The sequence below is a fragment of the Ectothiorhodospira lacustris genome, from assembly GCF_022227845.1.
GTDB lineage: Bacteria > Pseudomonadota > Gammaproteobacteria > Ectothiorhodospirales > Ectothiorhodospiraceae > Ectothiorhodospira > Ectothiorhodospira lacustris.
This window is the reverse complement of sequence record NZ_JAJNQN010000002.1, coordinates 183,735-205,395: the sequence shown is the minus strand read 5'-3', so window position 1 is coordinate 205,395 and position 21,661 is coordinate 183,735. Positions and strand designations below refer to the sequence as shown.

Genomic DNA, 21,661 nt, shown 5'->3' with positions numbered 1-21,661 from the left:
ATGAGCAACATCCAGCGTTTTGAAGCCATGCTGGCCGGCGGCCAGGACAATGCCATGCTGCGTTTCACCCTGGGCAACGCCCATCTGGCGGAGGGGCAGCCGGGGGAGGCCGCCATCCATCTGCGGGCCGCCGTGGGTCATGACCCCGGGTATTCCGCCGCCTGGAAACTACTGGGCCGGGCCCTCATAGAGGGTGGCGCTCTGCATGACGCCATTGAGGCCTTCGATGAGGGTATCCGGGTGGCCGAGCAGAAGGGGGACCTGCAGGCGGTCAAGGAGATGAAGGTGTTCCGCAAGCGGGCGGAGAAACAGCTGGCCGGACCGGATCAATGACTGACCTGACCGACACCACCGGGCGGGATCAGGCCCCCGAGGGCTACCTGCCCCCCTTCCGCGCTTTCATGCTCCATCCCCGCTACTGGCCGACCTGGCTGGGCGTCGGTCTGCTGTGGGTGATCATGTGGCTGCCGCGGCCCGTGGCCCTGGGGCTGGGCCGGCTGGTGGGCTGGATGGCCTGGCGCAGCGGTGGCAAGCGTCGGCACTTTGCCGATGTGAACCTGCGCCTGTGCTTCCCCGACTGGGACGCCGCCCGCCGGGAACAGGTGCTGCGGGAGCATTTCCGCATTGCCGGTCAATGCTTCGTCGACTACCCCCTGCTGTGGTTCGGCAGCCGCCGCCGCCACCGGGAGCGCATCCGGTTGGTGGACGAGGCCGGGGTACTGGCCATGCAGCAGGCCGGCCGGCCGGTGATCCTCTGTGCCGCCCATGCCCCGGCGCTGGATTTCGGCGGTCTGCGGCTGAGCCTGGAGGTGGGCGGCGTCTCCTTTGCCAAGCCCATGTCCAACCCGGTGGTGGAGTGGATCAACACCCGCAGCCGATCCCAGTACGGCGCCGCCATGTTTTCCCGGGACCAGGGCCTGCGCCCGGCCATTCGCCATATTCGCCTGGGCAAGGTGTTCTACTACCTGGGCGACGAGGACCTGGGGCGGGAGCACGCCGTGTTCGCCCCCTTTTTCGGCATCCCCAAGGCCACGGTACCGGCCTTGGGGCGTCTGGTGAAACTCACCGGGGCGCCGGTGGTACCCGCGATCGGCTTCTACCGCACCGATGAGGACTGTTACGAGTTGGTGATGGCGCCGCCGCTGGAAGGTTTTCCCAGCGGGGATGACGCGGCCGACGCGGCCCGCATGAATGCTGCACTGGAAGCCCTCATCCGCCGGGATCCGGCTCAGTATCTTTGGACGTTGCGGTTCTTCAAGACCCGGCCGGATGGAGAGCGCCGCATTTACTAGCAGACGCATTGCCCGGCGTGGGCGAGGGGGCTTGGAATTGCGTTGTATCAAATTCTCCTTGACCTGCCCGTCCGGTGCGTTATAAATAAACGTACGTTTACTATTCCGAAAGGCATCATGGCTGAAGCGAGCGACACCAAGGATCGTATCCTGGATACGGCGGAGCAACTGTTTGCCGAACGCGGCCTTGGACAGACCTCCCTGCGCCAGATCACCTCCCATGCCGAGGTCAATCTGGCGGCGGTGAATTATCACTTCGGCTCCAAGGAAGGGCTCATCAAGGCGGTGCTGGCCCGGCGACTGGAGCCCCTCAACCGGGAGCGCATCCGGCGCCTGGATCGTCTGGAGCGCCAGGGCCGTGTGACCCTGGAGGGTTTGATCGAGGCCTTCATCGGCCCGCCCCTGGAGTTGAGTCGGGATGGGGGCGGTGGCAGTCGCTTCGTGCGCCTGATGGGACGCACCTATACGGAACATGCCAGCTTTCTGCACGAGCACATGCGTCATGCCAACGAGGCGCTGGTGAACCGCTTCAAGCCGGCCTTTCGGACGGTGCTGCCCGAGCTGCCCAAGACGGAACTCTACTGGCGGCTGCATTTCCTGGTGGGCGTCATGTCCTACGTGATGGCCGGCAACGACATGATGCAGTTGCTGGCGGCCAGCCGGAATTCGGAACAGGAAGAGCCACGAGAGATCATCCGTCGGGTGGTGCCTTTTCTGGCCGCAGGCCTGCGGGCACCGTTACCGGAAGAATTGGCGCAGGCCCGGGATGTTCTGGAAACGGCCCCTCACGACTTGGCCTGAGGTGCCGGTTATGGAATGAGTACGTTTTTTTAAAAAGACGTAAAACGAACGTTTTAATGACGCAATGCAGCACGACTACTGCAGAATGCTCGTTTGCGTCGGCATGCGTATTTTTTTTAAGTCAAATTCAAACAAACGTTCAATCTTTTGCGGTGCATCATCAGCTCAGTGGCTGATCATGAACCGAATGAAATCATCGGAAATCATGAATTCAGGCTGCACAGACAGCCCCGACAGGATCGGAGGAAACACCATGGGAACGCGAACGGATTACATCCCCCCGGGGGAGGTCGGCACCTTGCACCGGCTGTTCCTGGAACGGGTGCGGCGCACCCCCGAGGCCATCGCCTATCACCAGTTCGATGCCGACCTGGGCATCTGGCGGGGTTTTAGCTGGGCGACCACCGCAGCGGCGGTGGGGCGTTGGCAGGCGGCCCTGGCCCGGGAAGGCCTCAAGCCCGGGGACGTGGTGGCCGTCATGCTGCCCAACAGCGGTGAGTGGCTGACCTTTGATCAGGCGGCCCTGGGCCTGGGACTGGTGGTCGTCCCTCTCTACACCAGCGACCGGGCCGACAACCTGGCCTACATCCTGGAAGACAGCGGCGCCAGCGTGCTCATCCTTCAACACATGGAGGCCTGGCGCGGTATCGAACAGAGTGGGCAGACCCTCAAGCGGCTGCAGCGGGTGATCGTGACCCAGGCGACGGGTCCCATGGACAGTCGGGGGCGGGTCATGAGTCTGCGCCAGTGGCTGGATCGGGGGGGCGAGGGCAGGGCCGAACCGACACCCGCCGATGATGGCCATGACCTGGCCTCCATCGTCTATACCTCCGGCTCCACGGGGCGCCCCAAGGGCGTGAGGTTGTCCCACCGGAACATGCTGGAGAACGCCTGGGCCGGTCTGCAGCGCATCCCCATCTATCCGGACGATCTGTTCCTGTCCTTCCTGCCTCTCTCCCATACCTTGGAGCGCACCATCGGCTACTACGTGCCCGTCATGGCCGGTGCCACGGTGGCCTATGCCCGGTCGGTCCCCGATCTGCCCGAAGACCTGGCCTATCACCGTCCCACTGCCCTGGTCTCGGTACCGCGCATCTATGAACGGGTCTACGGACGCATCCTGATGGGCCTCAAGGATAAGCCCCCGGTGGCGCGCAGGCTGTTTCATCAGGCGACGGCGGTGGGCTGGCACCGCTACCAGAGAGGGCAGGGCCTGGTTCCCTGGCACCCGCGGGAACTGTCCTGGCCCCTGCTCAGCGCCCTGGTAGCCGGCAAGGTCACCCGCCGCCTGGGAGGGCGCCTGCGGGTGGCCATCAGCGGCGGCGCACCGCTCAGCCCCGAGATCTCCCGCCTGTTTCTGGCCCTGGGCGTCCCGGTGCTGGAAGGCTACGGACTCACCGAATCCAGTCCGGTCATCGCCGTGAACACCCTGAAAGATAACCGCCCGGGCACTGTGGGCAAGCCTCTGCCCGGGGTGGAAGTACGGATCGGGGAACAGGATGAACTCCAGGTGCGCGGACCCAACATCATGGCCGGTTACTGGAACAACCCCGCCGCCGACCGTCAGGCCCTGACCCGGGATGGTTGGCTGCGCACCGGTGACAAGGCCCGCCTGGACCCGGAGGGACGCATCACCATCACCGGCCGGATCAAGGAAATCATCGTCCTGGCCAACGGCGAGAAGGTGCCGCCCATCGAGGTGGAGATGGCCATCGCCAACGACCCGATGTTCGAGCAGGTGATGGTGGTGGGCGAGGGGCGCCCCTATCTGGTGGCGCTGGTGGTGCTCAACGAGGCGATCTGGCAGGAGGTGGCTGCCGAGCACGGCCTGCCCGGTCACATGGACGCCGCCAGTACCGCGCCGGAGGTGGAAGCCTGGGTGCTGGAGCGGATCGGTGGTCTGCTGCGCAGCTTCCCGGGCTACGTCCAGGTGCGACGTCTGCGGGTCCTGCCGGAACCCTGGAGCGTGGACAACGCCATGCTCACCCCCACCCTCAAGCTCAAGCGCAACAACATCCTCAAATGCTTCCAGGACGAACTGGAGGCGCTGTATGACGGGCACCAAAGCCCCCACCGGGCCGATCGTCAGGCCCACTCAAGATAATGGAGGAGTCCATGAGTTCAGTGATGATGCACCAGGCGGCGCTTGGCGCCCCCTTTCGTCCGGCGCCCACCTTCATCCGGCGTGCCGCCGTGCTGGGTGCCGGGGTGATGGGGGCGCAGATCGCCGCCCATCTGGTCAATGCCGGCATCCCGGTGGTTCTGTTCGAGCTGCCGGCCGCAGGCGGCGATCCCAATGCCCATGCCCGTCGGGCCATTCAAGGGTTGGGCAAGATGCAGCCCGCCCCCCTGGCAGACCCGGCCGACGGCGCCCACATCCGTCCCGCTAACTATGACAACGGTCTGTCGGCCCTGTCCGAGTGCGATTTCATCATCGAGGCCATCGCCGAGCGCATGGACCTCAAGCGGGAACTCTACGGTCGCATCATCCCCTTCCTGTCCGAGGATGCCCTGCTGGCCAGCAACACCTCGGGGCTGTCCATCAATGCCCTGGCCGATGTCCTGCCCAAATCCCTGCGCCGCCGCTTCTGCGGCGTTCATTTCTTCAATCCTCCCCGCTACATGCACCTGGTGGAACTGATCCCCGGGCGAGAAACCGATCCCGAGGTGCTGGATGCCCTGGAGACCTTTCTGGTGGGCGGATTGGGCAAGGGAGTGATCCGTGCTCGGGATACCCCCAATTTCATCGCCAACCGCATCGGCGTCTTCTCCCTGGTGGCCACCATCCACCATGCCGAAGCGATGGGCCTGGGGGCGGATGTGGTGGACGCCCTCACCGGCCCGGCCATCGGCCGACCCAAATCCGCCACCTTCAGGACCGCGGATGTGGTGGGTCTGGACACTCTGGCCCATGTGGTGGAGGGTTCGGCCCGTCTGCTGCGGACGGACCCCTGGCAGCCCTTTCTCCGGCTACCGGAATGGGTCGGCGGGCTGATCGGGCAGCGGGCTTTGGGCCAGAAGACCGGTGCCGGGGTCTATCGCCGTCAGGGCAAGCTGCTGCAGGTCTTTGATCCGTCCCGGGGAGGATACCGAGAGGCCCGCCAGGTAATGGACGAGGCAGTGCGGGAGATCCTGTCCCTGAAGGATCCGGGAGAACGGCTGGATGCCCTGCGATCCAGCGAACACCCTCAGGCCCGTTTTCTGTGGTCCATCCAGCGGGATGTCTTCCACTACGCCGCCTGCTGGCTGGCGGAAATCGCCGACAGCGCCCGGGATGTGGATCTGGCCATGCGCTGGGGCTTCGGCTGGACAAGCGGGCCGTTCGAGACCTGGCAGGCGGCGGGCTGGGAGCGGGTGGCCGGGTGGATCCGGGAAGATATTCAGGCCGGTCGCAGCCTTACCGATACCCCGCTGCCCGCGTGGGTGGATGCGGTGACCGAGGTCCATCGGTCGGAAACCTCGTGGGACGCCCGCGGGGAGGATTTTGTCACCCGCTCGCCGTTGCCGGTGTACCGGCGCCAGCTGTTTCCGGACCGGGTGCTGGGAGAAATCCCGTCCCGGGCCCGTTACGTGACCCTGGATACGGGGGCCGTGCGTCTGTGGCATCTCCAGGAAGACGTGGGCATCCTCAGTTTCCTGACCCCGCAACATGCAGTGGGGGCCGCCGTGCTGGAGGGTGTGCTGCAGGCCGTGACCGAGGCGGAACAGCGCTATCAATCCCTGGTGCTGTGGCATCCCGGCGAACTCTTCTGCGTGGGGGCGGACCTCAAGCAGGTGCTGGCCGCCCTGGAACGCAAGGACTATGGCAGCCTGGAAGACATGCTGGCCCGCTTCCAGGAGGCCACGCTGCGTCTGCGCCATGCCAGCATCCCGGTGGTGGGCGCGGTGCGTGGTCTGGCCCTGGGGGGCGGCTGCGAATTCCTCATGCACTGCGACCATGTGGTGGCCGCCATGGAGAGTTATATCGGCCTGGTGGAGGCCGGGGTGGGCCTGATCCCGGGTGGTGGCGGCTGCAAGGAGCTGGCCCGGCGGGCGGCCCAGTCCAGCCCCGACGGGGACCTGTTCCCCTTCATCCGTAGCGCCTTCGAAACCGTGGCCCTGGCCAAGGTGTCCCGCAGTGCCCGGGAGGCCCGGCAGATGGGTCTGCTGCGCCCTTCGGACACGGTGGTGCTCAATCCCCACGAGCTCCTGCACGTGGCCCATGTGCAGGCCCGTGCCCTGGCGGAAAGCGGCTACCGACCCCCCTTGCCGGTGCCTGTCCCGGTGATCGGCAAGGCCGGGCTGGCCAATCTGCAGGCCCAGCTGGTGAACATGCACGAGGGCGGCTTCATCTCCTCCCACGACCTGGCCATCGCCCGTCATGCCGCCGCCGCCCTGTGTGGCGGGGAAGTGGAAAGCGGCAGCAGCGTCAGCGAGGAATGGCTGTTGCAGCTGGAGCGCACTTCGTTCATGGCGCTGCTGCGCACCGATCAGACGCAGCAGCGGATCGCCCACATGCTCAAGACCGGCAAGCCCCTGCGCAACTGAGCCGAACCGATGACGGCAAGGAGTCATGCATCATGAGTGAAAACGCTGTGTACATTGTTTCCGCCCTGCGCACCCCGGTGGGCAAGGCACCCCGGGGGAGCCTGCGTCACACCCGCCCGGATGACCTGCTGGCCCACGTCATCCGCGGCGTGCTGGATGCCTGTCCCACCCTGGATCCGGCCCTGGTCGACGACGTGGTGGTGGGCTGTGCCATGCCGGAAGGCTCACAGGGGCTCAACGTGGCCCGGGTCGGTGCCCTCCTGGCCGGGTTGCCGGACCGGGTGCCCGGCTATACCGTCAACCGTTTCTGTGCCTCCGGCCTGCAGGCGGTGGCCCTGGCGGCGGACCGCATCCGCCTGGGGGAGAGCGAGGTGATGATCGCCGCTGGCACCGAGTCCATGAGCCAGGTGCCCATGATGGGGCATCGTCCCCAGTTCAATCCTTCCCTGTTCCACGACGAGGGCCAGGTGGGCATTGCCTACGGCATGGGCCTGACCGCCGAGAAGGTGGCGGTCCGCTGGGGCGTGAGCCGGGAGGATCAGGATGCCTTCGCCCTGCAGAGCCACGCCCGCGCCGTTGCCGCAATGGATGCCGGGCACTTCCGACAGGAAATCCTGCCGGTCACGGTGCGTCATGCGGCGCCGGACCCCCAGGGGAACTGTATCGCCGTTCAGGAACGTCGGGTGGACACCGACGAGGGGCCGCGTCCCGACACCAGTGCCGAGGCCCTGGCCCGCCTCAAGCCGGTGTTTTCCGCCGGCGGCAGCGTCACCCCCGGCAACAGCTCCCAGATGAGCGACGGCGCCGGTGCCGTGTTGCTGGTGAGCGAGCGTCAGGTGAAGGCCCTGGGACTGGAACCGTTGTCCCGTTTCGCCGGTTACGCGGTGGCCGGGGTGCCGGCGGAGATCATGGGCATCGGTCCCGTGGAGGCGGTGCCCATGGCCCTGCGCCGCGCCGGTCTGGGCGTTCAGGATCTGGACTGGATCGAACTCAACGAGGCCTTCGCCGCCCAGAGCCTGGCGGTGATGCGGGAACTGGATCTGGACCCGGCCCGGGTCAATCCCCTGGGCGGCGCCATCGCCCTGGGTCATCCCCTGGGGGCCACCGGCGCCATTCGTACCGCCACCCTGACCCATGGCCTGCGCCGTACCGGCGGCCGCTACGGCATGGTGACCATGTGCGTGGGCACCGGCATGGGGGCCGCCGGCATCTTCGAGCGCATGTAGGGGCGCCCGGACCTGGAAAACGCGGGTTGATGCGACCCTATATGAAACGATCGTTTGTATATGAGGGTGAGATGCCCTCGCCACCAAGAGGTGAACAAAAATGATGCTGGCAATTGCTATGGCCGTGGCCGTTCTGGGCGGGGTGTATCTGGCCTATCAGGGCGCGCCGCTGGTGATCTGGACCCTGGCGGTCTTTCTCTACGTGCTGGGACTGTGGGGCGGCGGCTTGCTGCCGGATGGGGGGATGCTCCTGACCCTGGCGGTGCTGACGCCCCTGGCCCTGGTACTGAATCTGCCGATGTTGCGCCGTCGCCTGCTGAGCCGGCGGCTGTTCACGGTGTTCAAGCGCAGCCTGCCGCCCATGAGCGCCACCGAACGGGAGGCCCTGGAGGCCGGTGATACCTGGTGGGAAGGGGAGCTGTTCAAGGGCAACCCGGACTGGCAGCGTCTGCGGTCCATCCCGGTGACCCGACTCACCGAGGAGGAACAGGCCTTTCTGGATCACCAGGTGGCTCACCTGTGCCGGATGCTGGACAACGATCGCATCGAACGGGAACAGGGCGACCTGCCCGCCGAGGTGTGGGAATACATCCGCAAGGAGCGCTTCTTCAGCCTGATCATTCCCAAGGCCTACGGTGGCCGGGAGTTTTCCAGCTACGCCCAGAGCTGCGTCGTCACCCGCATCGCCACCCGCAACATCTCCACGGCGGTGACGGTGATGGTCCCCAACTCCCTGGGACCGGGGGAACTGATCCTGCACTACGGCACCCAGGCCCAGAAGGATTACTGGTTGCCCCGGCTGGCGGATGGCCGGGAAATCCCCTGCTTTGCCCTCACCGGCCCCGACGTGGGCTCGGATGCCGCCTCCATGCCGGATTTCGGCGTGGTCTGCCGAGGCATGCACGAAGGCCGGGAGGTCCTGGGGGCGCGGGTCAGTTTCTCCAAGCGCTACATCACCCTGGCCCCGGTGGCCACGGTGGTGGGCCTGGCCTTCCGTCTTCATGACCCGGAGGGTCTGCTGGGCGCGCCCCGGGAATACGGCATCACCTGTGCCCTGGTGCCCGCCGCCCATCCGGGCATCCGCATCGGCGACCGCCATCTGCCCATGGGGCTGGCCTTCATGAACGGTCCGGTGGAAGGGCGGGACGTGTTCATCCCCCTGGAGTGGATCATCGGCGGCCCCGAGATGGCCGGCAAGGGCTGGCGCATGCTGATGGAATGCCTGTCGGTGGGCCGTGCCATCTCCCTGCCGGCCCTGGGCACCGCGGCCGGGCACATGAGTTTCCGCATGACCGGCGCCTATGCCCGCATCCGGCGCCAGTTCCGGCTGCCCATTGGACGCTTCGAAGGGGTGCAGGAGGCCATGGCCCGCATCGGGGGCTATGCCTACCGCATGGAGGCGGCCCGGCGGCTCACCGCCACCGCCGGCGATCTGGGCATCAAGCCCTCGGTCATCTCCGCCATTGCCAAGTACCACATGACGGAAATGATGCGCCGATCCATCAATGACGCCATGGACGTGCACGGCGGCCGGGGCATCATCTTCGGACCCCGCAACTACCTGGGTTACAGCTATCAGGCCATCCCCGTGGGGATTACGGTGGAGGGGGCCAACATCCTCACCCGCAACCTGATGATCTTCGGCCAGGGGGCGGTGCGGTGCCATCCCTTCGTGTTCCAGGAGATGGAAGCGGTGCGCAATGATGATCTGGCCGCCTTCGACCGCCTGTTGCTCGGCCATATGGGGTATTCCATCAACCGGGGGACGCGGGCCCTGGTGCTGGGCCTGACCGGTTCCCGCTGGGCGCAGACACCGGTCCGGTCCGGCCCCACCGCCGATTACTACCGGCAGCTGACCCGGATGAGTGCGGCCCTGGCCTTTGTTTCCGACGTGGCCATGGGGGTGCTGGGCGGGGAACTCAAGCGCAAGGAGCGTCTGTCCGCCCGTCTAGGGGATGTGCTCAGTCACCTCTATCTGGGGTCCGCCGTGCTCAAGTTCCACGAGGATGCCGGTCGCCCGGAGGCAGAGTTGCCGTTCGTGCGCTGGGCCCTGGATGACTCCCTCAACCAGATCGGTCTGGCCTTCGACGAGTTCTTCCGCAACTTCCCCAGCCCCCTGCTGGGTGCCGCGCTGCGGGCCCTGGTCTTCCCCCTGGGCCGTCCCTACCACCCGCCCCGGGACAAGGATGGCCAGTCCATCGCCCAGGCCATGATGCAGACCGGCGGGGTGCGCGACCGCCTCACCGGCATCGGCTTCTGGGCCGAGGATGATGGGGAGGATGCCGTCGGCCGCATGGAGGTGGCCCTGCGCATGCTGGAGCAGGTGGAGCCGCTGTATGACCGCTTCCAGAAGCTGGTGGCCCGGGGAGAGGTGGAAGGCCTGACCTTCGGTGAGCGTCTGGCCCAGGCTCGGGAGCGGGGGCTACTCGACGAAGAGGAAGCCGAACGGCTGCAGGTCTATGAAGACCTGCGCTACGAGTGCGTCCTGACCGATGCCCTGCCGCCGGAGGCCCTTGCCCCGATCGGCGCCAGGGCCTCATCCGGCCGGCGCCGGGAAAGGGCGGATTCCGCCGCCGTATAGGCCCGTGGCGGGTCTTGGGGGTTGCCGGGTCTTGGCCCGGCAACCCTGTTCATGCATATCCGGCACGCAGCGTCTTTGCGGCGGCCACCATCCGGGTCAGGGCCGGGATCACCTCGCCCCACTGGCGGGTCTTGAGGCCGCAATCCGGATTCACCCACAGGCGTTCGGCGGGAATCCGCGCCGCGGCCTTGGTCATCAGGTCGACCATGTGGGCTTCGGTCGGGATGTTGGGCGAGTGGATGTCATAGACGCCGGGTCCGATCTCGTTGGGGTACTTGAAACGGTCGAAGGCATCCAGCAGTTCCATGTCGGAGCGCGAGGTCTCGATGGTGATCACGTCGGCATCCATGGCGGCGATCGACTCGATGATGTCGTTGAACTCCGAGTAGCACATGTGGGTGTGGATCTGGGTCTCGTCGCCCACCCCGTTGGCGGTGATGCGGAAGGATTCCACCGCCCAGTCCAGATAGTCTTGCCACTGGGAACGACGCAGGGGAAGGCCCTCGCGCAGTGCCGCCTCGTCGATCTGGATGATGCCCACGCCGGCCTTTTCCAGGTCCAGCACCTCCTCGCGGATGGCCAGCGCCAGCTGCCGACAGGACACCGCGCGCGGCTGGTCGTCGCGCACAAAGGACCAGTTGAGGATGGTCACCGGGCCGGTGAGCATACCCTTCATGGGTTTTTCAGTGAGCGACTGGGCATGGCTGATCCAGTCCACGGTCATCGGCCGCGGGCGGCTGATGTCGCCGAACAGGATGGGTGGCTTGACGCAGCGGGAGCCGTAGGACTGCACCCAGCCGAACTGGCTGAAGGCGTAGCCGTCGAGCTGTTCACCGAAATACTCCACCATATCGTTGCGCTCGGCCTCGCCGTGCACCAGCACGTCCAGCCCAAGCGCCTCCTGCTCGCGCACACAGCCCGCGATCTCCCCGTGCATGATCTCCTGATAGGCTGCCGCGTCGATCTCACCCGCCTTGAAACGCCGCCGCGCCACCCGGATTTCGCTGGTCTGCGGGAACGAGCCGATGGTGGTGGTGGGGAACTTCGGCAGCTGGAGCCGCGCCGCCTGCCGGATAGCACGCTCGGCATAGGGGCTCAGGCGCCGGCCCATGCCGGCATCGATCCCGTCGATGGCCGCCTTCACGGTCGGATTGTTCACCCGGGGAGAGTGTCGGCGCGCCTCGATGGCGGCGCGGTTGGCGTCCAGTTCGGCCCTGACCGCCTCGCGCCCCTGATTCAGGGCTGTCGCCAGGATGCGCAGTTCCTCCAGCTTCTGCCTGGCGAAGGCCAGCCAGGACTGGATCTCGCCATCCAGCTTGCGCTCGCTGTCCAGGTCCACCGGCACATGCAGCAGGGAGCAGGACGGCGCGATCCACAGGCGCTCGCCGAGCTGCGCGTGGATCGGCTCCAGCCAGTCCAGCACCCCGTTCAGATCGGTCTTCCAGATATTGCGCCCGTTGATGACACCCAGCGACAGCACCTTGCCGGAAGGCAACAGGTTCAGCAGCGGCATGACGTCATCGCGGCCGTTGATGGCGTCGATGTGCAGGCCGGCCACGGGCAGGTTGGCGACCAGATAGCGCTGGTCCTGGAGTTCGCCGAAATAGGTCGCCAGCAGCAGCTTCACGGGCACGCTCTTGAGGGTGTGATAGGCGTCCTCGAAGGCATGGCGCCACGGCGCGTCCAGTTCCGTGACGAGGATGGGTTCGTCGATCTGCACCCACTCGACCCCATGGGCCGCCAGGGTGTTCAGCAGTTCTCCGTACACCGGCAGCAGGCGATCGAGCAGGGCGAGGCGGTCGGCCCCATCCTTCGACTTGCCCAGCGCCAGATAGGTCACCGGACCGATGATGACCGGCTTGGCGCTCACGCCTTGTGCCCTGGCTTCCTCCAGCTGCGCCAGCAGACGGGAGGCATCAAGCCTGAAAGCCGTGTCGGCGGTGAATTCCGGCACGATGTAGTGATAATTGGTGTCGAGCCACTTGGTCATCTCGCCGGCGGCGACGCCTCCGCAACGGGCCCGGGCATCCGCTTCGGGCGCCGAGCGCCCGCGGGCGACACGGAAATAGTTGTCCAGCGCATCCCCTTCGAAGCCTTGTACGCGCTCGGGCAGGTTGCCCAGCGTAAAGCTCATGTCGAGCATCTGGTCATAGAAGGCGAAATCCCCCACCGGTACCCGATCCAGACCTGCCTGGTCCTCCCAGTGGCGCGCGCGCAGCTGGGCGCCCACCGCCTTGAGGGCATCCAGGGATGACTCACCCTTCCAGTAAGATTCCAGAGCGAACTTCAATTCCCGCCTGGCACCGATGCGGGGAAAGCCGAGGTTGTGCGTGATGGCCATGCCGATTGTCCTGAGTGGTGAATGGATGACACCATTCTGATCGGCCATTACCATGAATAAAAATGGTTTTATTTCATCAAAACATGTATGAAATTCATGTGAGGCGGATGCCATGACACACCTGGACCGTTCCCATCTGGCGATCATCCGTGCCGTGGATCAGCACGGCTCCCTGACCGCCGCCGCCGAGCACCTGCATCTCACCCAGTCGGCCCTGAGCCATGCGGTGCGCAAGCTGGAAGCGCAGCTCGGCGTGGCCATCTGGTACCGGGAGGGCCGAAGTCTGCGGCCGACCCAGGCGGGTGAATATCTGCTGGCGGTGGCCCATCGCCTGCTGCCCCAATTTGCCCACGCGGAAGCCCGTCTGCGGCAATTCGCCCAGGGGGAGCGCGGCGCCCTGCGCATCGGCATCGAATGCCATCCCTGCTATCAGTGGCTGCTGAAGGTGGTCGCCCCCTACCTTGACGCCTGGCCGGACGTGGACGTGGACGTGAAGCAGGAATTCCAGTTCGGCGGCATCGGCGCGTTGTTCGGCCACGAGATCGACCTGCTGGTCACGCCCGATCCCCTCTACACCCGCGGCCTGCGGTTCGAGCCGGTGTTCGACTATGAGCAGGTGCTCGTGGTCGGCAAGGGGCATCGCCTCTGCCATGTCCCCTTCGTGGAGCCGGCGCAGCTCGCGGAAGAGACGTTGATCACCTATCCGGTGGCCATCGACCGGCTCGACATCTACACCCGATTCCTCCTGCCGGCGGGCATCCGGCCCAAGCGTCACAAGCCCATCGAGACCACCGACATCATGCTGCAGATGGTGGCCGGCGGACGCGGCGTGGCGGCCCTGCCGCGCTGGCTGGTGGAGGAACATGCCCAGCGGCTTGACCTGACCTCGGTGCCGCTGGGGGCGCAGGGCATCGCCAAGCAGATCTTTCTTGGTACCCGGCAAGCCGATGCCGACATTGACTATCTGCGGGCCTTCATCGCGCTGGCGCGCACCCTCCGGGACCGCGCGGAACCGCCGACGGCATGATGCCCATGGCGGCCCGCATCCGCCCCTCCGGATCAGAAACGATGATTGAACGAAGCGGTGAGGATCTGCACCGAGCTTTCATAGCCACCGGGGATCTCGGGCAGGGTCGATTCCTCGTTGAGCACGATGTCCGCGTCCTGGAGGCGGATGTAGGCGTACCCTAGATCCAGGCGGGTCCGGTCGGACGGCTGGAACGTAGCCCCCACGGTCATCCAGGTGCGGTCATCGTCGGGGATGCGCGGGGTGCGGCAGCAGGTGCTCACCGGGCTCTCGTCATGGGCGAGCCCGCCTCTCAGGGCCCAGCGTTCATTGACCCGATAGCTGACGCCCACGGCCAGGAACCAGGTGTCCTGCCAGCTGTATTCATCCACGCTCTCGGAAATGGCGCTGATGGGCAGGCCGGTGACCGGGTCCGTGGCCAGGGCGATGTCATCCGCAAACCGGATGCGCAGTTCGTCGAAGCGGCTCCAGCGGGTCCAGGTAGCGTCCGCCATCACCGACCAGCGAGGCCCGATGTCCTGATGCAGACCGAGACCGACGGTCTCCGGCAGCTCCAGCTTGGCCGTGCCGCCCACCTTCTGGGGGGCGGCGGTGACCGGTCCCAGACCGGCCGGGGTATAGCGGGCGTGGCCCGACAGCTCATGGCTGATGCGGGAACGGTAGGCCAGCCCCAGGCGCGTGCCCGCCACGGGTTCATAGAGCAGGCCCAGATTGAAGCCGTAGGTCCAGTCGTCCCCCTCTATCTCTATCTTGCCGTCGGTGTCCGGGGTGATGCCCGCCCCCGGCACGGCACCGCTCAGGCTGGCATCCGCATACTGGGCCGATAGACCGATCCCCAGGGCCAGCCGGGGAGACACCCGCCAGGCCAGGGTGGGATTGATGTCCACGGTGATCAGGTCGGTATTGATGGCATCGTAACGGCCCACCCAGCGGCGGACATAATCGGTCTCCAGACCATAGGGCACCGTCACGCCCAGCCCCAGGCGCAGCCCTTCACCCAGATCCCGCGCCACGAAGGCCGCCGGCACAAAGGCCCCCTGATCGCTCTTGCTGCGATGGGCACCGGGGTAGGGCAGACCGGCCGCCGAGTTGTCCGAGGCATATTCGAACTGCGGCAGGATCAGGCTGCCCACCAGAGAGATCTCGGTCCCGGTGCCGTAGGCCAGGGCGGCGGGATTGAAAAAACTGTAACTGATGTCCTCCGCCCCCGCCGTGGCCCCCGCAAAGGCATTGCCCAGGGCGGCGGCGCTCTGCTCCTTGAGGGCGAAGGCGGCCCCCTGGGCGCCGCCGGACAGGGCACTCATCAGCAGGGCGCCGGGCAAGGCCGCCTGCCAGGCACGGCGGCGGGTGAAACGTCCATCACTGCTGTCATTGCGCATGATTGCGCCTCCTCAACCTTGGATCCATGGTGGTTTATTCGTTCTAATTTGATCGTTTGTTCGATCGCTTATGAGCTTATGTAGGCCTTGATTTTCTTTCAAGCGTTTGAAACACTCGGGGCATTGCCCACCCCCAGGAGTCCGAACGGATGAACCTGTACTTCCGGCTGCTTCTGCTGATGATCACCATGCGTTTCCGGCCCCGTCTGGGTCCCCTGGACGAGTCGGTGCTGCGGATGCGGGTACTGCCCAACGACCTGGATCTGAACCGCCACATGAACAACGCCCGGTTTCTGCTGCTGATGGATCTGGGGCGGGTGGACCTGATGTTCCGCAGCGGCATGGGCAGGCTGGTGGTGCAGGAAAAATGGATGCCGGTCATTGCCTCGTCCATGATGCGCTGGCGCCGCTCCCTCATGCCCTTCGAGCGCTTCGAACTGCGCACCCGGGTGCTCTACTGGGACGACAAGTGGTTCTACATGGAACAACGCTTCGTGCGGCAGGGGCGCACCGTGGCCATCGGCCTGGTGAAGGGACTGATCCGCTGCAAGGGCGGCCATGTGGCCCCGGAACGGGTCTTTGCCAAATCCCTGGGCTTCACCCCGGAAACACCGCCCCGGCCCACCGCCATCGAAGACTGGCTGGCTATGGAGAGCCACCTGTCCGGCGTGGATTGAATGGCGCTGATTGCAGAATAAACCTGACCTGAAACAGGAATTGCGTCACAAAATCGGCTAATCTCGACTTCAGGACCATGCATTGGAAAAGGTCATGGAGTACAGGGAACCCGTGCGGCCCGAATGGGGTAGGGCCGCGGCATCTCACCTTGATCAATCCCCGATCACATTCCTCATCGCGGACGCGAAGCCGCCGGCCTGTTGCCATCAGTGCGACGTTTTACTGTTTGCCGGGCGGGTCCGTGTTTCATCTCCAGGGTTGAACGGAATGCGTCGGTATCGCCCGGCGAACGTTGTATCTCATTCCGTGCATGTCAACTTATACAGAATCCGTATAGCACACGACCGCGTGGGTGCCTTCAATCATTGGGGGGGCTGCGTTGGGCGTACCTTTTCGGGCTGGATGGCTTTTTGAATCAGAGGGTTGTGGGGGCGGGACGGAAGATGGGTGTGTTGTTGGTTGGAGGTGAAGCGGGTTACTGGGGTGTGCTATGCGGAATCTGCCTTTCCTGAGAAATGCGGATTCTATCCATTAAAGCTGTTAGCAAAATTTAAGAAATAAGGAGTAAGTATGCAGGACACATATAAAACAGAATATTTTGAGACTTCTTTCGGGGAAATACCTGCGTTTACGTTCTCAATGAAGGTTCGTGACCTTCTGCACATACATTATGTTGCAGTGAGAGGCAAAGATGATGAAGAAGGTGCGGTTCAGAGAATACTAAATAAACGTCGAATAAAAGACATAAAAAATTATGTTCTCGACGGAAACATGTTTTTTAACTCATTTATTTTGAACTGGACAGATGACAATTTTTCGCCCAAAAGACAGGCGCAGAACATAGAAATCCCACTTGTTCCTGCAGGAGCTCAAGTTATTGATGGGCAGCATAGGCTGGCTGGGCTAGAAGAAGCAATGAAGGAAGAAGATGGAATTGGCGATCAGGAGGTAATAGTTACGCTCTCAGAGCATTTGACAACACCTCAGGCTGCGAAGATTTTTCTAAACATTAACACTGAGCAAAAGCCCGTCCCGAAAAGCTTGATCTACGATTTGTTTGGTGAAGCAATCGATGATGCAGAGCACGTTGTTATAAGAGCTACCGATATTGCAAAGGAGCTAAATGATGACCCGGAATCTCCTCTTTATAAAAGCATCAAATTGCCGGGTGCTCCTAGAGGGTCGGGTAGCATAGAGCTTTCAACTTTCGTTTCTTCTTTTAAGCAACACTTGGGAAGAGATGGTGTTTTTTACACCGTAAATTTACCGAGCTTCAAACACCAGAAAACAGTCATTGAAAATTTCTTCTCTGTGATGAAGGATTTTTACCAGCACGAAAAATTATGGACATCTAAATCTAAGAATCCATTTTTAAAAGCAGCAGGTTTCAATGGAGCGGTAGATTATTTAACCGGCACCCTCATGTTGAAATGTGCGGAAAGAAAGTCATTTACAATTGAAACCATGAAAAAAATTATTGACCTCCCATATGACAACTTGCTTGCTTGGGATGAAATGAAGGGGTTAGACGGAAAAACAGCCAGAAAGAAAGTTAAAGAATACCTTGAGTCTAGTGTAATTAACTCCCTGCCAAGCTATGATGAATATGAATTTTAATCGATTTCGGGTTCAGGTATATATTGAGACTGCAGTTGGCTGTAGTAATCTTGATAATTGGCATAGTTATCGACCAAAACTGGAAAGCTATCAGGTCTCCCATAGCGATGAAGACTACATTAAAGATCAATTGTTAAAAGATGGTGAGGATTTATATTATAAAGGTATTGCTAGTTTAAGCGAAGGTATAGCTAGTGTTGCAATGGGTAGACACTCTTGGTCTGTTGTGAAATTTTACTATTCAGTGTTTTATTTTCTGAGATCATCTCTGGCAGCGAAGGGGTTTGCTCTAATAAAGAATCAGTCCCAGTATTTATGGGAGATTCGTGCTGGAGAAACGCCACTTAAGCGGAGTAATAGTAGATATCGAAACGATCATGTTGGGGTTATTAATATATTTGATGACTTAGTGGGTGAGAACGACCTTCTTTCCACAAACACCATAGAGGGTAAACCTGTTTACGTATGGTTGATGGAGCTGAGACATCAAATACACTATAGGCAACGCGATTTTCTAGAGCCAGGCTTCATAGATGAATATCAGAATGCAAAAGTCTCGATAGAGCGTTCACTATACTCCAAATTACTCGACAGATACTACGATGATGACACTCCCATATTTTGCTTCGACGCAGATCATGCTTGTATTGCTGCTCCATTGAAACGAGCAATGCTGACAAAAGGAGATCTTATCAGGAACGGTATTTCGTGCTTCTCACCGGAAAAAATGTCATCCGCAAAAAAGCTACTGGAAACCTGCATTTCTAGTGACTGTAGGGTCTTTGAGCTTTTCGAGCCATGTTGCTAACAAACGGCATCACAGCGACCGCTTTTCCGCCGCTTCGCGGCTCCAAACCGGCGCATGTGTCGGGCGTTAAGGCTTAAGGGCAAGAAAGTAAGAAAGTAAGGGACAGGCACTCTTGAGTTATCTTGATTTTTTTGGTGGGTTTTTCGGTTGATTACTCATTACATCGACTGCCCCTGTCCCGGGTTTCCTCCAGTTTCCGGCTCCTGAACCACTACTATGTCCTGATTTCCCGTCGATTTCCACCCCGGCAGACGAGCAGTGTCCAAGGACAATCCTCGGCACATGACCGCAGAGAGGAAACCATTGAAACAGGGGGGAGGGCTATCAGGCCACTGATCGTCGTCGCTGTTGTCGGTACAGTGAGTTCTAGGGACAGGCACTCTTGAGTTCTTGATAAAAGAATTCGACTACAAAAATGTCACTATCGATGGCGGTGAGGCGAGATTGGCTACCATTGATTTGAGTAAATTTGAAAGGGACTGCTCCCATCTGGATATTGAAATCAATATGGTCGAACCCGGATTCGATCATTGGAAGATGCTCTCATTTAGTGCGCTGCAGCCGACTGATGGATTCAGGCACTACTTACGGTGTGAAGATGGTCTAAAAGTTAAAGATTTCCATACATTCGTCCACGGGGCGCGTATGTACGTCGATAGGAAAGGTGAGGGCGAACTGACAGCCAGTTGTAACGAATGGGTGAATGAAGGAACTGGCATCTCTATGTTGATTTCCGTGAGCGATGCGCACTCCTGATCTGAACCGGTGTTCGCCCAAAGAGGGAAAGAGGGAAAGTTAAGAGACAGGCACTCTTGAGTTCGTTCAAAGAATGCACAAGCTGGATGTGGAAGTCCCACAGAGGATTCGAGAGAAGCACCGTCATATTCAAAGTAACGTTTCCGTGCTTCTCCAAGATAAATAAAATGCGAATCGGGTAAGGGCGAGTGTTTAGCCCGCCCTCCCCACACCGCCTAGCATGCGGGTCCGCACTAGGCAGTTCATAAGAAGAGAACATACGAAGATTTCAGGCGTAACCATGGAGCAAAAGTAAGGGACAGGTACTCTTGAGTTTTCCTACCACGACGTTCCGTTTGATATCCCTGCTGCGCAATTAGTATAGAAAAACTGAGTCATCTGTCCAAAGAGTAAGAGGTGTTTCAAATGGCTGACGTAGCACCATTGTCCAAGCTGTTTCTTGAGCGAAGCAAGTTCATAGTGATTGGGCTTACTGGGCGCACTGGCTCCGGTTGCACTACGGCTGCATCAATTATGGAGTCTTCCGAGCCTGATATACCGGCTATGGACGACCTAAGATACAAGTGCAACGCGTTCTATGACGGACTGGATTCCAGGCGGTACGAAGTGCTTAGTTGTTATGCCAAAAATAACTGGAAGAGATTTTTCGCAATAAAAATAAGTGACCTCATATCCGCGTACCTACTCGCAATGGATATAGGTGATTTGGCAAGCTTTGTGGCAGCGTGCGATCCAACGGGAATCTCTGATGCGGCACAGATTGAAGGTGTTTTGTCATCAGTTGCCTATGGCAACAAGATTAATGTGGGCAGAAGCAAACGCGTTATTCAGATGGTCTTAGACCACGAATCTGACTTTGATCCAAGGTATGTGGCTAAGAGATCCATCCTGAGGAGTTTGGTTTCTTACAGAAAGTTTACTAATGAATTTAAGGCTGAGCTTGACGCGATGTCCCCTGGCCTCTATGTAGAGACGTATCAAGCTGCAGGAAACTCTATACGGAAACTTGGTCGGGTTTCTGTCGGATACAAAAGTGCTAAATTTGACCCGGGGCAAATTTTTCACCTGCCTGAAACCATTAACAGGATAATAAAGATTCTTAGAAAATCTTTTGATAGCGCATTCGTGGTTATTGATGCCATACGCAATCCATATGAGGCGAGATTTTTTAGAGAACGGTACTCGGCTTTCTATCTTGTATCTATCAATGCACCCGATGAAGATAGGAGCGCCTACCTCAGAAATGTTAGAAAATTTGATGAAGCCAGTATCAAAAAGATAGATGAGGCAGAGTCTGGTAGCTCGGCCATTTTGGACGGAGACTTCGTTGCTCAGAACGTCAAGCGTTGTATTGAAATGTCTGATATCCATCTATTTAACCCCAGGAATGAACTGGACAATAGTAACATTCTGAAGTCGCAGATTGTTTGGTATGTATCATTGATGATACATCCGGGATTGGTTCCTCCGACTGCCATGGAGCGTGTGATGCAGATCGCGTTTACAGCGAAGACCAACTCCGGCTGTATATCTCGGCAGGTTGGAGCGGTGATCACTGACACGGACAACTCAATTAAGGCCGTGGGATGGAACGATGTTCCGTCCGGTCAAATTCCTTGCTCTTTAAGATCCTTAGATAGGCTTTTACATAGCTTCGATCCGCTTGTTTACAGTGACTATGAACGAAATGACAAGGAGTTTCGTTCTCGTGCAGCCGAGCATAGGGCAGCGCTAACCTCTAGTAAGGAACTGTTGAGTGGGAGAAATCTTTCGTACTGCTTTAAAGATTTAAAGAACAGTTTGGACAGTAAAGGTAATCAGGTTCATACGAGATCTTTGCATGCGGAGGAAAATGCTTTTCTTCAGCTTTCGAAATATGGAGGTAAAGGTATTTTAGGTGGAAAGCTCTACACCACAGCAAGCCCATGTGAATTATGCGCGAAGAAGGCGTATCAGCTAGGGGTGAAAGAAATTGTATACATCGATCCTTATCCTGGGATATCACGGCAACATGTTATTTCTATAGGTAGCAAGATACCGGAGCTTGTGCAGTTTAGAGGGGCGGTTGGAAAGGGTTATCATCAACTTTATGAACAAACTCTTCCATATAAGGATGAGCTTGAATACTTCGATGACGGCAGCCTTAAGCGTAGAGAGAAAAGGAAGAAGGTTTTAGATAGTATTAAGGTATTGAGTGTCTGTGGCCTGATAACCCAAGATGAGATGAATGGGCTGGTTTCCAAGGTAGATGATCTTGAAAAAGAAGAGTAGGGAAGGAGTAAAGGACTAGAACGAAAGTTAGGATGAGTTTTTTGGGGATGAGTTTTTTGGGACAGGCACTCTTGAGTTTGAAAGCTGCATGCGGGAAAACCGCACGTGCAGTTTGAGCGGCGGACGGAGGCCAGCGCGTGAGCGCGCCTCCTCCGACCCGACACTCCGAGACGGTAGGGCCGATCAAATGAGTAATGGGCTGACAGTCATGCGTATTCGCCAAAGGCAACCTCTTCGGGACAATGTAGGTCTCGATTATAAGAGGCAAACTTTCCTGGCGAAAATATCCACGGGGTACATTGTACCCTCTGCGCGTGTGAGTATGGCTGAGGAGCCCGGTGCGGGAAAACCGCACGC

Annotated in this window: 15 protein-coding genes; 13 read left to right on the top strand and 2 right to left on the bottom strand. The window is 60.5% G+C overall.

Features of this window, described 5'->3' with window-relative positions; translation table 11 throughout:
• The 7 genes from LQ956_RS02645 (at position 1) to LQ956_RS02615 (ending at position 10,427) form a co-directional block, all read left to right on the top strand.
• The gene (locus tag LQ956_RS02645) at positions 1–333 is read left to right on the top strand and encodes a tetratricopeptide repeat protein (protein ID WP_238623064.1); all 333 of its coding nucleotides are present in this window, start codon (positions 1–3) and stop codon (positions 331–333) included.
• Entirely contained in the window at positions 330–1,292 is a 963-nt protein-coding gene (locus LQ956_RS02640) for an LpxL/LpxP family acyltransferase (RefSeq protein WP_238629347.1), read from the top strand. The genes LQ956_RS02645 and LQ956_RS02640 overlap by 4 nt, the downstream gene beginning before the upstream one ends.
• A 117-nt stretch (positions 1,293–1,409) precedes the next feature.
• Positions 1,410–2,093 carry a TetR/AcrR family transcriptional regulator gene (locus LQ956_RS02635; protein ID WP_238623062.1) on the top strand — a complete coding sequence of 228 codons (684 nt, stop codon included), beginning with the start codon at positions 1,410–1,412 and terminating at the stop codon, positions 2,091–2,093.
• 253 nt (positions 2,094–2,346) lie between these two features.
• A complete protein-coding gene (locus LQ956_RS02630; RefSeq protein WP_238629346.1) occupies positions 2,347–4,197 on the top strand; it encodes an AMP-dependent synthetase/ligase in 1,851 nt (616 codons plus the stop codon).
• 11 nt (positions 4,198–4,208) lie between these two features.
• Positions 4,209–6,620, top strand: a complete 2,412-nt coding sequence (locus LQ956_RS02625; protein WP_238629345.1) for a 3-hydroxyacyl-CoA dehydrogenase/enoyl-CoA hydratase family protein — start codon at positions 4,209–4,211, stop codon at positions 6,618–6,620.
• Positions 6,621–6,652: 32 nt separating this feature from the next.
• Positions 6,653–7,846, top strand: coding sequence for an acetyl-CoA C-acyltransferase (locus LQ956_RS02620; protein WP_238623177.1), 1,194 nt, complete (start codon positions 6,653–6,655; stop codon positions 7,844–7,846).
• Between the two features lie 100 nt (positions 7,847–7,946).
• Positions 7,947–10,427, top strand: coding sequence for an acyl-CoA dehydrogenase (locus LQ956_RS02615; protein WP_238617042.1), 2,481 nt, complete (start codon positions 7,947–7,949; stop codon positions 10,425–10,427).
• Positions 10,428–10,476: 49 nt separating this feature from the next.
• On the opposite strand, the gene metE is transcribed toward LQ956_RS02615, so the two are convergent.
• On the bottom strand, positions 10,477–12,768 hold the full coding sequence (metE, locus tag LQ956_RS02610) for a 5-methyltetrahydropteroyltriglutamate--homocysteine S-methyltransferase (protein WP_238629344.1): 2,292 nt from the start codon (positions 12,766–12,768) through the stop codon (positions 10,477–10,479).
• A gap of 112 nt (positions 12,769–12,880) precedes the next feature.
• On the opposite strand from metE, the gene LQ956_RS02605 reads away from it, so the two are divergent.
• Entirely contained in the window at positions 12,881–13,795 is a 915-nt protein-coding gene (locus tag LQ956_RS02605) for a LysR family transcriptional regulator (protein WP_238629343.1), read from the top strand.
• Positions 13,796–13,827: 32 nt separating this feature from the next.
• On the opposite strand, the gene LQ956_RS02600 is transcribed toward LQ956_RS02605, so the two are convergent.
• Positions 13,828–15,174, bottom strand: coding sequence for an OmpP1/FadL family transporter (locus tag LQ956_RS02600; protein WP_238629342.1), 1,347 nt, complete (start codon positions 15,172–15,174; stop codon positions 13,828–13,830).
• 149 nt (positions 15,175–15,323) lie between these two features.
• Here LQ956_RS02600 and LQ956_RS02595 point away from each other — a divergent pair, with 149 nt between their 5' ends.
• The 5 genes from LQ956_RS02595 (at position 15,324) to LQ956_RS02575 (ending at position 21,304) form a co-directional block, all read left to right on the top strand.
• The gene (locus tag LQ956_RS02595) at positions 15,324–15,851 is read left to right on the top strand and encodes a thioesterase family protein (RefSeq protein ID WP_200171278.1); all 528 of its coding nucleotides are present in this window, start codon (positions 15,324–15,326) and stop codon (positions 15,849–15,851) included.
• 571 nt (positions 15,852–16,422) lie between these two features.
• Positions 16,423–17,469: a DGQHR domain-containing protein gene (locus tag LQ956_RS02590; RefSeq protein WP_238629341.1), complete on the top strand. Its 1,047-nt coding sequence runs from the start codon at positions 16,423–16,425 to the stop codon at positions 17,467–17,469.
• Positions 17,459–18,277, top strand: a complete 819-nt coding sequence (locus LQ956_RS02585; protein WP_238630359.1) for a hypothetical protein — start codon at positions 17,459–17,461, stop codon at positions 18,275–18,277. Before LQ956_RS02590 ends, LQ956_RS02585 begins: the two co-directional genes overlap by 11 nt.
• A 390-nt stretch (positions 18,278–18,667) precedes the next feature.
• A complete protein-coding gene (locus LQ956_RS02580; protein ID WP_238629340.1) occupies positions 18,668–19,033 on the top strand; it encodes a hypothetical protein in 366 nt (121 codons plus the stop codon).
• Positions 19,034–19,438: 405 nt separating this feature from the next.
• Positions 19,439–21,304, top strand: coding sequence for an anti-phage dCTP deaminase (locus LQ956_RS02575; RefSeq protein WP_238629339.1), 1,866 nt, complete (start codon positions 19,439–19,441; stop codon positions 21,302–21,304).
• Positions 21,305–21,661 lie beyond the last annotated feature (357 nt).

What these genes read in the sequence shown, in the direction of transcription:
- LQ956_RS02645 (WP_238623064.1), top strand. Translation starts at nt 1, where the DNA reads ATGAGCAACATCCAGCGTTTTGAAGCCATGCTGGCCGGCGGCCAGGAC.
- LQ956_RS02640 (WP_238629347.1), top strand. Translation starts at nt 330, where the DNA reads ATGACTGACCTGACCGACACCACCGGGCGGGATCAGGCCCCCGAGGGC.
- LQ956_RS02635 (WP_238623062.1), top strand. Translation starts at nt 1,410, where the DNA reads ATGGCTGAAGCGAGCGACACCAAGGATCGTATCCTGGATACGGCGGAG.
- LQ956_RS02630 (WP_238629346.1), top strand. Translation starts at nt 2,347, where the DNA reads ATGGGAACGCGAACGGATTACATCCCCCCGGGGGAGGTCGGCACCTTG.
- LQ956_RS02625 (WP_238629345.1), top strand. Translation starts at nt 4,209, where the DNA reads ATGAGTTCAGTGATGATGCACCAGGCGGCGCTTGGCGCCCCCTTTCGT.
- LQ956_RS02620 (WP_238623177.1), top strand. Translation starts at nt 6,653, where the DNA reads ATGAGTGAAAACGCTGTGTACATTGTTTCCGCCCTGCGCACCCCGGTG.
- LQ956_RS02615 (WP_238617042.1), top strand. Translation starts at nt 7,947, where the DNA reads ATGATGCTGGCAATTGCTATGGCCGTGGCCGTTCTGGGCGGGGTGTAT.
- metE (WP_238629344.1), bottom strand. Translation starts at nt 12,768, where the DNA reads ATGGCCATCACGCACAACCTCGGCTTTCCCCGCATCGGTGCCAGGCGG.
- LQ956_RS02605 (WP_238629343.1), top strand. Translation starts at nt 12,881, where the DNA reads ATGACACACCTGGACCGTTCCCATCTGGCGATCATCCGTGCCGTGGAT.
- LQ956_RS02600 (WP_238629342.1), bottom strand. Translation starts at nt 15,174, where the DNA reads ATGCGCAATGACAGCAGTGATGGACGTTTCACCCGCCGCCGTGCCTGG.
- LQ956_RS02595 (WP_200171278.1), top strand. Translation starts at nt 15,324, where the DNA reads ATGAACCTGTACTTCCGGCTGCTTCTGCTGATGATCACCATGCGTTTC.
- LQ956_RS02590 (WP_238629341.1), top strand. Translation starts at nt 16,423, where the DNA reads ATGCAGGACACATATAAAACAGAATATTTTGAGACTTCTTTCGGGGAA.
- LQ956_RS02585 (WP_238630359.1), top strand. Translation starts at nt 17,459, where the DNA reads ATGAATTTTAATCGATTTCGGGTTCAGGTATATATTGAGACTGCAGTT.
- LQ956_RS02575 (WP_238629339.1), top strand. Translation starts at nt 19,439, where the DNA reads ATGGCTGACGTAGCACCATTGTCCAAGCTGTTTCTTGAGCGAAGCAAG.